Source organism: Bacillus sp. CIS52, assembly GCF_053545315.1.
In genome coordinates this window covers 242,120-253,894 of sequence record NZ_JBIUFR010000004.1, presented here as the reverse complement: position 1 = coordinate 253,894, position 11,775 = coordinate 242,120, and the positions used below count along the sequence as shown (strand labels likewise).

At 45.7% G+C, this 11,775-nt stretch carries 11 protein-coding genes; 7 read left to right on the top strand and 4 right to left on the bottom strand.

Translation table 11 applies throughout. The features are described from left to right. Positions 1 to 54: 54 nt before the first annotated feature. The 7 genes from ACH32G_RS15715 (at position 55) to ACH32G_RS15685 (ending at position 6,715) form a co-directional block, all read left to right on the top strand. Complete coding sequence (locus ACH32G_RS15715) at positions 55 to 1,431, top strand: MFS transporter (protein ID WP_448814557.1); 1,377 nt, start codon at positions 55 to 57, stop codon at positions 1,429 to 1,431. 101 nt (positions 1,432 to 1,532) lie between these two features. Further along, a complete protein-coding gene (locus ACH32G_RS15710; protein WP_448814556.1) occupies positions 1,533 to 2,495 on the top strand; it encodes a carbohydrate kinase family protein in 963 nt (320 codons plus the stop codon). Between the two features lie 232 nt (positions 2,496 to 2,727). Then, on the top strand, positions 2,728 to 3,042 hold the full coding sequence (locus tag ACH32G_RS15705; protein WP_025649880.1) for a DUF4306 domain-containing protein: 315 nt from the start codon (positions 2,728 to 2,730) through the stop codon (positions 3,040 to 3,042). A gap of 118 nt (positions 3,043 to 3,160) precedes the next feature. After that, positions 3,161 to 3,847 carry a PspA/IM30 family protein gene (locus tag ACH32G_RS15700; protein ID WP_016937052.1) on the top strand — a complete coding sequence of 229 codons (687 nt, stop codon included), beginning with the start codon at positions 3,161 to 3,163 and terminating at the stop codon, positions 3,845 to 3,847. Positions 3,848 to 3,897: 50 nt separating this feature from the next. Next, positions 3,898 to 4,923 (top strand): TFIIB-type zinc ribbon-containing protein, encoded by a 1,026-nt coding sequence (locus ACH32G_RS15695; RefSeq protein WP_025649882.1) that lies wholly within the window; start codon positions 3,898 to 3,900, stop codon positions 4,921 to 4,923. After that, positions 4,923 to 5,684, top strand: coding sequence for a TPM domain-containing protein (locus ACH32G_RS15690; RefSeq protein WP_448814555.1), 762 nt, complete (start codon positions 4,923 to 4,925; stop codon positions 5,682 to 5,684). Before ACH32G_RS15695 ends, ACH32G_RS15690 begins: the two co-directional genes overlap by 1 nt. Positions 5,685 to 5,710: 26 nt before the next feature. Then, a complete protein-coding gene (locus ACH32G_RS15685; RefSeq protein WP_016937049.1) occupies positions 5,711 to 6,715 on the top strand; it encodes an SPFH domain-containing protein in 1,005 nt (334 codons plus the stop codon). Between the two features lie 41 nt (positions 6,716 to 6,756). On the opposite strand, the gene ACH32G_RS15680 is transcribed toward ACH32G_RS15685, so the two are convergent. From ACH32G_RS15680 to ACH32G_RS15665, 4 genes are all read right to left on the bottom strand, one after another. After that, positions 6,757 to 8,688, bottom strand: a complete 1,932-nt coding sequence (locus tag ACH32G_RS15680) for an acyltransferase family protein (RefSeq protein ID WP_049628005.1) — start codon at positions 8,686 to 8,688, stop codon at positions 6,757 to 6,759. Between the two features lie 265 nt (positions 8,689 to 8,953). After that, entirely contained in the window at positions 8,954 to 9,814 is an 861-nt protein-coding gene (gene rsiV / locus ACH32G_RS15675; protein ID WP_016937047.1) for an anti-sigma-V factor RsiV, read from the bottom strand. Continuing rightward, the gene (locus ACH32G_RS15670) at positions 9,814 to 10,311 is read right to left on the bottom strand and encodes an RNA polymerase sigma factor (protein WP_045926857.1); all 498 of its coding nucleotides are present in this window, start codon (positions 10,309 to 10,311) and stop codon (positions 9,814 to 9,816) included. The genes rsiV and ACH32G_RS15670 overlap by 1 nt, the downstream gene beginning before the upstream one ends. A gap of 188 nt (positions 10,312 to 10,499) precedes the next feature. Next, positions 10,500 to 11,540 carry a 2,3-butanediol dehydrogenase gene (locus ACH32G_RS15665; RefSeq protein WP_007408876.1) on the bottom strand — a complete coding sequence of 347 codons (1,041 nt, stop codon included), beginning with the start codon at positions 11,538 to 11,540 and terminating at the stop codon, positions 10,500 to 10,502. Positions 11,541 to 11,775: the final 235 nt, after the last annotated feature.

Below are 11,775 nucleotides of genomic sequence, written 5' to 3'. Positions count from 1 at the left end.
CATTCTCCCTCTTGCTTATCAAAAAATGAAAACGGATTCTTGGGGTGGGATATGATGATTGAAACAGAAAAAGCAGCGGCAATAAAGACAAAACATCGCGGCCTGTCCTGGATGGAACGGATCGGATACGGGTTCGGCGATATGTCGTACAATGTGATCTTTCAGTTTGTAAACGCATACTTATTATTCTACTATACAGACGTCGGCGGCATTAAGCCTGCGGTTATTGCAGCTTTGTTTCTGATCGTAAGGGTGCTCGACGCTATTTTTGACCCGATCATGGGCGTGATTTTAGACAAGACGAATACTAGATGGGGAAAGGCAAGGCCGTATCTGCTGTGGGTGGCGTTTCCTTTTGCGCTATTTACGTTCTTATGCTTCACGACCCCTCATTTCGGCGAGACGGGAAACATGGTATACGCGTACATCACCTATATTCTGCTTGGGATGTCCTTCAGCATGCAGACGATCCCAGTCAACAGCTTAACGGGGCGGATGACGAATTCCGTGGAGGAACGGACGGTTCTGACGACGACACGGATGATTTTGGTTTATATCGGAATTCTGTTATCGATTTCCTGTGCGGCACCGCTTGCGGACGCTATCGGCGGGAAAGACCAGGCGTTTGGTTTCCAGATGACGGCGCTTATTTATGCGGCGGTGAGCATCGCGTTGAATCTGTTCAGTTTCTTTACAGTGCGGGAGCGGATTCAGCCTGAAAAAAGAAAAAAACAAGGAATGAACAAAACGTTATCTGTTTTGTTCAGAAATAAGCCTTTGCTTATTTTGGTCTCTTCATTTTTAGCGTTTGCGATCGGGTTTAACATTAAGCTCAGCACGATGGTGTACTATTTTACGTATAACGTCAGCCATAAGGAATTTGTGTTTTTAGGAACCGTATTGTTTTTCGGAGCGGCGCTGATCAGCAATCTGTTTATTCCTTTCTTTGCTGAGAAGCGGGGCCGGAAGCAGGTCATGATCATTACGGCGGCGCTATCGCTGATTTCTTATGTGGGCCTTCAGTTTACATCGTATTCCTCGATTCCGCTTATTTTCTTTTGGCTTTTTGTTTCTGGATTTTTCACGACGCCTTTGAATACCCTTGCTTGGGGAATGGTTGCCGATTGTGTCGATTATGCGGAATGGAAAACCGGGGTCCGGGCAGATGGCGTGGTGATATCGAGCATGAGTTTTATCAATAAGCTCGGAGTTGCGTTAGCCGGGTCATTTTCGGCCGTTTATCTCGGAATCGCCGGGTATGCTGCGAATACCGAACAGGCGGCATCGTCATTGAATGCGATTAAAAATATGAATGCGCTCATTCCGGGATTGTTCATTCTGCTGTCCATTATTCTTATTTCTTTTTATCCTTTAACTGAAAAAAAATATCAGCAGATGATGTCTGATCTGGAGCAAAGAGCTGTAAGATAAGTATATGTAAAATTTAAAATATTCAATGTAAACGGTTGTATTTATGACAGAAAGCACTATACTGAAACTATAATCGAGAATTGATAAATGAGTGTGATAATGTGGGAAGCCAATCTGTTATTTGTATTGGAGAATTATTAATTGATTTCTTTTGTACCGATGTGGATGTCGACTTGACGGAAGGGCGCAATTTCTTAAAAAGTGCCGGCGGGGCACCGGCGAATGTGTCGGCAGCGATTGCCAAACTGGGCGGAGACGCGGCTTTCAGCGGAAAAACAGGCAAGGATCCGTTCGGGTATTTTTTGAAGCAGACATTAGACGCCGTACACGTCGACACCTCTATGCTCGTCATGGATGAGAAAGCGCCTACAACGCTGGCGTTTGTTTCATTAAAACAAAATGGGGAGCGCGACTTTGTGTTTAACAGAGGAGCGGACGCTTTGTTTACGCTGGATGATATTGATCAGGAAAAGGTAAACGATGCCAAAATCCTTCATTTCGGATCAGCGACGGCACTGTTATCAGATCCGTTTTGCTCAGCCTATTTACGGCTGATGTCGATTGCGAAAGACAATGGACAGTTTGTTTCCTTCGATCCTAACTACCGTGAGGATTTATGGAAGGGAAGAGTTTCAGAGTTTATAAACACCGCAAAAAAAGCAATTGCCGTAAGTGATTTTGTGAAAGTCAGTGACGAGGAGCTTGAGATCATCAGCGGTGCGAAGGATCATAAAGAAGGTGTTGCGATCCTTCACGAGATCGGGGCAGGCATTGTGACGGTGACACTCGGAAAAAGCGGGACCCTTCTTTCAAATGGAACGGACCTTGACATCATTCCGAGTATTCAGGTGACATCAATAGATTCAACGGGAGCGGGAGATGCGTTTGTCGGCGCGGCGCTGTATCAGCTGGCACGCACGGATGAGATTCAGACGGCAGCTGCTGATTTTGCGAAGCTGCGTGATATTGTCTCATTTGCCAATAAGGCAGGGGCGCTCGTGTGCACCAAAATCGGTGCGATCGATGCTTTGCCGAGCTTAAAAGAGGTTGAAGTATCACTTTAAATATGGAGGATGTTTCTTGAAAGTCAACGGACTTCCGGGAAGCATCCTTTTTTATTTAGGACTGAAACCCTTTTCGATATACGGTATACTCTATAGAGATATCCAGTAAATTGAACCATTGTGAAGTACATACAATAACGTTTTTATCAGATCCCGAGTAAAACCAAGTTTCTGCTGCTGCCGTCATGTACAGGGTGTCGGTCTTTAAATATTGGACTGCGGAGGAATGTTCATGAAACATATTTTTCTTATTGTGCAATGCGCGTTTTCTGTTTTTTGTTTTTTCTGTCTCGCTGCTGTGAATTGGTATCAGGGGAGTGAGCTTGTTACTGATTCGTTTGATTGGAATTATACGGCTAAATTTTCAAAGCTGCTGAATGGGACGGATACAATTACAAGGCCCGAGCAGATATCACAGCTGGATTTCTTTGTGTATTCTGCTAAGCATTATCCGTTAGTGAGCGGATTGATGATCGGGCTGTTTATTTATTTTTTGTTTTCACTGTATTTGGTTATGAAGAATATCCGCCGGCAAAAATGGGTTTAATGAGACTATTTTCATATAAAAATACATAAATTCACGAGAAAATGAAACTTTTTGCGGGAAAAATCAGTATATATAACTGTGAACTTGTTACTATTTAACTTTAGGAGGAAAATGAAAAATGAGTATTTTAGGAAGATTTAAAGACATTATGTCAAGCAATATCAATGCGTTGCTGGATAAAGCTGAAAACCCTGAGAAAATGGTTGATCAATATTTGCGGAATCTGAACAGTGATTTAGGAAAAGTGAAGGCGGAGACGGCTTCTGTCATGGCTGAGGAACAGCGGGCGAAAAGAGCGTTGACGGAATGTCAGGCCGATGCCGAAAAGATGGAAAGCTACGCGATGAAAGCTTTACAGGCAGGCAATGAAACCGATGCGCGGACATTTTTGGAAAGGAAAGCGGCTGTTGAATCAAGACTGACTGAGCTTCAAACGGCTTATCAGCTCGCTTCTTCCAACGCGTCTCAAATGCGCAAAATGCATGACAAGCTTGTTGCTGATATCGGTGAGCTTGAGTCGCGGCGAAATGCCATCAAAGCGAAGTGGTCTGTGGCGAAAACGCAGGAAAGAATGAATAAACTGGGGTCCTCTGTGTCAAATGCCGGCCAATCGCTGACCGCTTTCGGCAGAATGGAAGACAAGGTCAACCGGGCGCTTGATCATGCCAATGCGATGGCTGAGCTGAACGCGTCTCCGAAAGACGATATTGACGAGCTGACGGCTAAATATGACAGCAATCAAAGCAGTGTTGATGATGAACTGGCGGCGCTCAAGCAGAAAATGCTTTTCAGTAAAGATCAATAGAAAGCGGGCTGCAGCTTTGTCCGATATAAAAAGAAAGTGAGAGAAACAGAATGATCATTTCTTATAAATGCCCGAACTGCGGAGATGATATGGTCTTTGACAGTTCATCCGGCATGCTGACATGTCACAGCTGCGGGCGGCAGGATCAGATTGAAAGCCTGCCAAAGGAGTATATTACGACGAGATTTTCCGAAAATGAGGCGAACGAGTACCGCTGTGAGAACTGCGGCGCGGTTCTGATGACTGAGGCAGAAACGACTGCCACGACGTGCGGATTTTGCGGAGGAGCCGCCGTTCTCGCCGACCGGTTATCAGGAAATCTCGCGCCTTCCATGGTGATTCCTTTTACGATCAGTAAAGAAGAGGCCATGAGCGCTTTTAAAAAGTGGTGCCGAAACGGCCGGCTGACACCGAGGGGATTTATGACTGCCGATCGGGTGAAGAGTATAACCGGTATGTACGTGCCGTTTTGGATGTTTGACTTAAACAGCAAGGTTCAGGTCAATGCCGTTTGTACGAGAGTGCATCATTATGATGATGGAGAATACCGGGTGACGGAGACCGAATATTACAACGCGTACCGTGATATCAATCTCGATTATCTCAAAATTCCGGTCGACGCTTCAGAAAAAATGAATGATGAATTAATGGACAAATTGGAGCCTTACGCTTACAGTGAGCTGAAGGAGTTTAATACGGCTTATTTAGCTGGCTATATAGCGGAAAAGTACAATTATACCGATGACGATCTCTTTCCGCGGGCGAAGGATAAAATCAGCCATTATATTGATTCTTATATCAGATCCACCTTCTCCGGCTATACGACGGCTGACATAACGGATGAACAGATTCAGACGGATAAGATCAGCAGCTTTTACGTGCTGCTTCCGGTCTGGATGGTCAGCTACGATTATGAGCGGACTGAGCACATTTTTGCGATGAACGGGCAGACGGGCAAGGTTGTCGGCAAACCGCCGATCAGTGCCGGAAAAGTGGCTGCGTGGTTCGGCGGCATTACTGCCGGTGCGTTTTTAGCATTAAGACTCGTCTCACTTATGATAGGAGGCGGTTTTTGATGAGAGGATCAATAAAAAAAGCGTGTCTCTTGTGCTTCGTCCTTTTTCTGATGCTGTCTTTTTCTTTACATACAACAGCGTCTGCTGCGGAACAGAAGCAATATGTTTATGACAATGCTCATTTATTAACGAAGGATGAAACGAAGAAACTTGAGGAATTGGCGGGGAAGCTCGGGGCAAAGCGCCATACCGATTTTATCATTCTTACCGCAAACGGAACGGGCGGTAAGGACATCGAGCAGTATGCCGGTGATTTTTATGACAGTCATTTTAGCGGAAGCACGGCGATATTGACCATTGATATGAAGGATCGGGAAGTATTTATCTCCGGGTATAAAAAGGCGGAGACGTATTTGAACAGCAGCCGGCTGAATACGATCAGGAATACGATTTCGTCAGACATTTCCGCAGGTCATTATGAAAAGGCATTTCAGACCTACATTAAAATGTCTTATAAAGATATGGGGAAAAGCCCGGACAGCAAGTCTGACAATCTGCTGCTCACATGGTGGTTTCAGCTGATTATCGCCGCAGCCGCAGCCGGTATCGCCGTCACCGTGATGGTGTACAATTCCGGCGGCAGGGTCACCGTCACCGGAAGCACGTATATGGATCACGATACGTCTGAAGTGCTGGACCAGCACGACACATATATCCGAACGGACGTTACAAGGGAAAGAAAGCCTGACAAAGATAATGACAATGACGGCGGAGTCACGAGGGGCGGCACGTCTTACAGCGGAAGCAAGGGAAGCTTTTAAATTTAATGTAAAGGATTTGAACATACATGGGCTTTTTCAGAAATCAGTTAGCAAATGTGGTGGAATGGGAAGAATTCAGAGACGACATGGTTTTCTATAAATGGAACAACCGTGAAATTAAAAAAGGCAGCCGTCTGATCATCCGGCCGGGACAGGATGCCATCTTTTTATACAACGGGAAGATTGAAGGGATTTTCCGTGATGACGGCGATTATGATATCGAATCAGAAATCATTCCGTTTCTATCGACATTAAAAGGATTTAAGTTTGGCTTTAACAGCGGCATGCGGGCTGAAGTGCTGTTTGTGAATACGAAGGAGTTCACCGTGAAGTGGGGCACGAAAAACGCCATTAACATTCCGGCGGCGGGAATGCCTGGCGGTATGCCCATCCGCGCAAACGGCACATTTAACTTCAAGGTCATTGACTACATCGGATTGATTGATAAGATTGCGGGTGTCAAGGACAGCTATTTAGTGGATGACATTAAAATCCGGATTACGTCTATTCTCGATCAGCTTTTGATGAAATGGATCACAAAAGAAGGAAAAGACATGTTCAATCTGCAGTCGAATTCATTTGAAATCGGAAAAGGGATTCAAGAAGATCTTGATATGCAGCTGATCGGAGACGGGATGTCGATTACGGGTTTCAATATTATGAGCTTTAACTATCCGCAGGAAGTTCAGGATATGATTACGAAAAACGCTTCTTACGGCATGGTGGGCGATGTGAACCGCTATCAGCAGATTTCCATGACGGACGGAATGTCATCCGGCAAAATGAGCGGAAGCGGTGCTGCCTCTGACATGGCGGGCATGATGATGGGAATGAATATGGCCAATCAAATGATGAACCAAATGAATCAAAATCAGCAAAACCAGCCGCAGCAGAATCAAAGTCAGCAAAATCAGGGGACGGCGCAGGCGAACGGCTCGGAAGGAGCGGCTAAGCCGAAATTCTGTCCGAACTGCGGAACGAAAACGGAAGGCGCGAATTTTTGCCCGAATTGCGGACAGAAGCTTGCCTGACGATATACGAAAAAGAGGCCTTTTTCGGGCCTCTTTTTTTGTCATGATTTCATTGTTTGGACGATGAGGGATGTCAGCGCTTTTGATCCCTCGGGTATGAGATGGACGCCGTCCGGTGTGAAGTATTCAGGGTGCTGCAATGCTTTTGCGTGCCAATCGACAAGGGTCACATTTTTGCGTGACTCGGCCTGCCGGCGCAATGATTCGTTTACTTTGCTTTCCCACTGCCGCGGTACACGCGTGTTGACAAGATAGATATCGGCTTTTGAAAAGGAGCTGATCAGTGATTCAATTTGGCTGTTTGTGAAATAGCCATTCGTCCCTAACTCGATGATGACCGCTTTATTCGGCTGATTAAATGACGCATATTCCGAAGTGAGCCGGAGTGCTTGAGAGACTTGTCTTCCTACCTTTCCGTCGATGGTGACATGAGGAAGGGACTGCCGCAGGTATGACGCAATGTCCAGCATCACCGAGTCACCGATGGCCAGCACGTCTTGCTGAGGCTGTGCTTGTTTTGGGTCAGCCGTTTTTTGAGATGACTGTTCCTTTTTGTCTTTCGTCTTCTTCGTATCTGATTTGCCTGTTGGTTTTTTCTTGTTGTTGTCTGATGCGGTATCCGTTTTTTCGCCGCCGTGTTTTTTCTTGCTGTCCTCTTCTTTAGCAGGTTGATCGTGATCGGCCGTTTTGTGCGAAGAGGCGGCTGTTTCTTGCTGCTCGTTTTGCGCGTACGTCCATTGCGGCTGTTTTTTCTCTTCGGCTATCCCTGACAGCCCGCCCGCAAATACGAGAATGGCGGCAAGAATGAGGCCGAGCGACATTCTGCTGATGACAGAGGACGTCTTCCATTCCAAAAAGCGGTTCAGAAACACGCGGCGTAAAAATGGCCGGAAGCCTGCAGAGCGGATCGGCTTCTCAATGAAATGATAAGAAAGCTCGGCCAAAATGAAAGTGGCGCCGATTCTGACGGCGCAATGCCAATAAACCGGATTTCCGATTTCCTGCACCGGGGTGCTCAGCACGATAACCGGGTAATGCCAAAGATAGATTCCGTATGATCTCGTTCCGATCCAGCGAAGCGGCTTCCATGAAAGGACATATCCTATAAAGCTGCTCGGATGGCATATACATGCGACAAGAACCGCTGCAGTGATGCTGATCAAAAGCATGCCGCCTTTGTACAGGAAGGGTTCATATTCATCCGTGTAAAAGACGCAAAGCACCAGTGCGGCAAAGGCGGCAAGCTCTGCCCCGTGCAGCAGATGTTTCATGCTGCTCGGCAGCCGTTTGGAAGATAATCGTTTCATCGGCCACACTAAAGCTAAAGCGCAGCCGATCAGCAATTCAAATGAACGGGTGTCCGTCCCGTAATAAACGCGGCTCGGATCTCCGCCGGGCACATACATCATACTCATTACGACTGCTGAGCATAAGGCGAGGAACATGACTGCAGCTGCAAGCCGGGCCCGTGTTTTACATATGTACATTCCCGCAAGCAGCAAAAAGGGCCATATGATATAAAACTGTTCTTCAATCGCCAGCGACCACAGGTTTTTTAATGGCGAAGGGGAGCCGAAGCTGTCGAAATAAGAAAGTTTATGAAAGATAAACCACCAATTGCTTATGTAAAAAAGTGAGGAGACCGCATCTCCGCGTACGGTATGCAGGAGCTCGCTGTTAAACAGTACGACCCAAATGACTGTCGTGATAATCATGAGATAAGCCGCCGGCAGAAGCCGTCTGATCCGGCGCACCCAAAAATCACGCAAATCAAGGGTGATGTCATTGCCTTGGGCAGGCAATATAATGGATGTAATTAAATATCCCGATAAAACAAAAAAGATATCAACACCAATGAAACCGCCGTCTGCCCAATTAAAATTCAGGTGATATGCGATCACGGCGAGGACGGCAAAGGCGCGAAGTCCATCCAGTCCGGGAATATAGCGGTGGTGCAGTGACTTGTCTGACATGGTATTCCTCCAATAATGTGTGCGGAAATTCTCGCTGTTTTGCGGACGGCTATGGCAGATTTCTGTACAGTCTTCCATTTGTTCCGTTAAATAGACGCATTCGGAAGGGGATTTTGTTTCAGAAAAAATGAATGAAATGTTCTGATTCTCTTAAACTTTTCTGCCCCTGTCCGGCGTCTGTTATATGAAAGGATTCCCTTGCGCAATGGCTGTTGCGGGAAAAAGAAAAAATCCATGATCTGCGGATATCATGGATTTTTTTCTTTTACCGGATGTAGCGGTCTCCGACAAGCAGTTTGGAGATGACAGAGGTCGGTATTGTAAACTCTGTAACGCCCATATATCCGGGTGCCGCTTCATATTCATCAAATGAGATGACAAGTTTGTGCTGATCTGTAATATAAAAGTTTTGGTCAGCGCGGATGGATTTGAAAGGCTCCGCCATATCATCATCTTCGACCCAGTAGATTTTATTCGGATCTTCTTTCATCTGCTTTTTCATTTGTTCTTTAATATTTTGGCTGATGACTTTGATATAACGGTCATCTTTGAATAAACTCTTTAACGTAAGCACGGCCTCATTTTTTTTATCAATCGTGATGTATCGGCTTTGCGTATAAGCGGAAGCTTGTGTTTTTTCGATATCACGGCGGACTGAGATCAGATCCGCTGTATCAGTCACGGTTTCATAATCGCTGTAGATGCTGAGGTGGCCTTTTTTGCTTTTTGAGGTCGCCTTCATAAATTCCTGATACAGCTCTTTGCTTTCTTTCATATAATGCCGGTTGATGCTGTCTTCAAGTTTATGATTCGAAAGGCCGGATAGAGCGGGTGTTTTCACATCAATGCTTGATTGGTTCTTTTCTTCTTTCATCTCCACGAACGTGATGGCTTGGACGACTTTGCCGATGACGGGGATTTTGGACATGGCCTGTGCGGCATCCGGATTGATATTGACAACGGCGGTAAATAAGACGGCCGCAGCGACTGCCGCAGATGTCGGCCACATCACGATTCGTTTTTTCTTCGGTTTTGGCTGAAGGGCTTTTTCGACAATGCTGTCCAATTCCTTAGGAATGGGCACACTTTTGTACTCTTCCCTCAATTGCTCTAATCTCTTTTCCATTAAGAAAGATCCTCCTTCGTCAGCTGAATGCGCATAAGCTTCAGCCCCCTGTAAAGGCGTGTTTTAACGGTATTGATGTTTTCCCCCGTGATGTCTGCGATTTCTTCTAATTTCAGGTCTTCAAAGAAACGCAGAATGATAATGGTTTTATATGGATGCGGCAGGTCGTCAAGCGCTTCGTGAAGGTCTGTGTCTTTGTAGTGATCTTCCTTTCCGCGGCTTAAAAACTCGATCGTTTCATCGTCCATCACTTTTAGTTTTTTCTGTTTGCGGAGAAAATCAATGGCCGTGCGCACTAAAATTTTATAAAACCAGCTTTTGATTACATCGGGGTTTTTGACGGATTCGACCGATGTCAACGCTTTTTGAATTGATTCCTGAACAATATCTAACGCGTCATCCTTGTTCTTTACATAACTGTACGCAAGCCGGTAAAAGTCTTCTTTGCGCTCAGTTATGCACGTCACAAGCGACGCTTTGGCTGTTTCGTTCTTCATTGCTTCAAAGGGCTCCTTTTTAAAAAATACGTATCATAGGCTGCTGCCTAAGGATAGACGGGACAGGGTAAAAAATAGTTTGCGCAGAGCGGATCATTTTTAAAAGGAAAAGGAAGGGAAGAGGAAGAGACGAAAAAAAGAGCCTGAGCGGCTCTTTTTCGGATGTGTCTGGTATTTTGCCGAACGGCTTAGTTCGGTTTGACTAAGATTTTCACTTGGTTTTTCTCTTTGATTAAAGCGCCGAAGCCTTCTTCAATCAAATCGTCGAGCACGATTTTTTTCGTGACGAGCTTATCTGCTGAGAAGTAGCCTTCTTTCATCAGTGCAAGAACGGAAGGGAAGATATCACGGTATCCGATAATTCCTTTTACGGTCCGTTCTTTGATGACGATGTCGTTCGGATGGATTTCCGCTCCTTTTTCCCAGATGCTGACGATAACCGTTTCACCGGCAATGTTTGTTGACTGGATCGCCTGGCGGAGAACGACAGGAACGCCTGTCACTTCATAAGAAACGTCAACGCCGCCGTTTGTGCGTTTAGCGATTTCTTCAACGACATCATCCGTTTTTGACGGATCAATGATGATAGCGCCGAGTTCTTTCGCTTTTTCCTGGCGTTCCGGTGAAAGTTCGACCGCGTAAATATCCGTTGCGCCGGCAGCTTTCAGGGCTTCAATCACAAGCAGCCCGATCGGTCCGCAGCCAAAAACGGCTGCCTTGTCGCCCGCTTTTAATTTGCTTTGGCGGACGGCGTAAAGCGCTACCGCTGACGGCTCAACAAGCGCGCCCTGTTCGTAAGAAAGCTCTTCAGGAAGCTTAAACAGCAATTCTTCGTCAACGGACACATATTCAGAAAATCCGCCGCCGCCTCCGGCTAAGCCTAAGAATCCCATTTGTTCATCAAGGTTATAGGCTCCCTGATGTCCGTGTGTGGCAAAAATCGGTTCTACGACGACACGGTCGCCGACGCTGTAATTTTTGACGCCTTCTCCTACTTCCACGACTTCTCCTGAGAATTCGTGCCCCATCGTGACGGGCGCCATTTCGTTTGTTAACGGATGGGGTTTGCCGACCGGAATAAAGATCGGACCTCCCAGATATTCATGAAGGTCGCTTCCGCAAATCCCGCACCATTTGACTTTAATTTTGACTTTTCCCGGTTCTGCTTTAGGTTCATCAATGTTTTCGATTCGAATGTCTTTTTGATTGTGCCATCTTGCCGCTTTCATTGATTATCACTCCTAGTCTGATAGAAACGAGTATAGGTACATGATCAATATGAACCACGGTTAAAAGGAAGAAATGCTTCCTGAAGCCTGATTTCTCAAACTATATCATATGACGCAACTATCAATAGGCCTTATAAAAAGTCCATATTGAATGCAGAAATACTCTATGAATATTATAACGCTAATGTATTAAATTTTGTAGTATAATTTACCATGGAATTATATAGAACAGAAG

Excerpts from the sequence above, each read along its gene's own strand:
- ACH32G_RS15695 (WP_025649882.1), top strand. The coding sequence starts at position 3,898 with ATGATCATTTCTTATAAATGCCCGAACTGCGGAGATGATATGGTCTTT.
- ACH32G_RS15700 (WP_016937052.1), top strand. The coding sequence starts at position 3,161 with ATGAGTATTTTAGGAAGATTTAAAGACATTATGTCAAGCAATATCAAT.
- ACH32G_RS15690 (WP_448814555.1), top strand. The coding sequence starts at position 4,923 with ATGAGAGGATCAATAAAAAAAGCGTGTCTCTTGTGCTTCGTCCTTTTT.
- ACH32G_RS15670 (WP_045926857.1), bottom strand. The coding sequence starts at position 10,311 with ATGAAGAACGAAACAGCCAAAGCGTCGCTTGTGACGTGCATAACTGAG.
- ACH32G_RS15665 (WP_007408876.1), bottom strand. The coding sequence starts at position 11,540 with ATGAAAGCGGCAAGATGGCACAATCAAAAAGACATTCGAATCGAAAAC.
- rsiV (WP_016937047.1), bottom strand. The coding sequence starts at position 9,814 with ATGGAAAAGAGATTAGAGCAATTGAGGGAAGAGTACAAAAGTGTGCCC.
- ACH32G_RS15685 (WP_016937049.1), top strand. The coding sequence starts at position 5,711 with ATGGGCTTTTTCAGAAATCAGTTAGCAAATGTGGTGGAATGGGAAGAA.
- ACH32G_RS15705 (WP_025649880.1), top strand. The coding sequence starts at position 2,728 with ATGAAACATATTTTTCTTATTGTGCAATGCGCGTTTTCTGTTTTTTGT.
- ACH32G_RS15715 (WP_448814557.1), top strand. The coding sequence starts at position 55 with ATGATTGAAACAGAAAAAGCAGCGGCAATAAAGACAAAACATCGCGGC.
- ACH32G_RS15680 (WP_049628005.1), bottom strand. The coding sequence starts at position 8,688 with ATGTCAGACAAGTCACTGCACCACCGCTATATTCCCGGACTGGATGGA.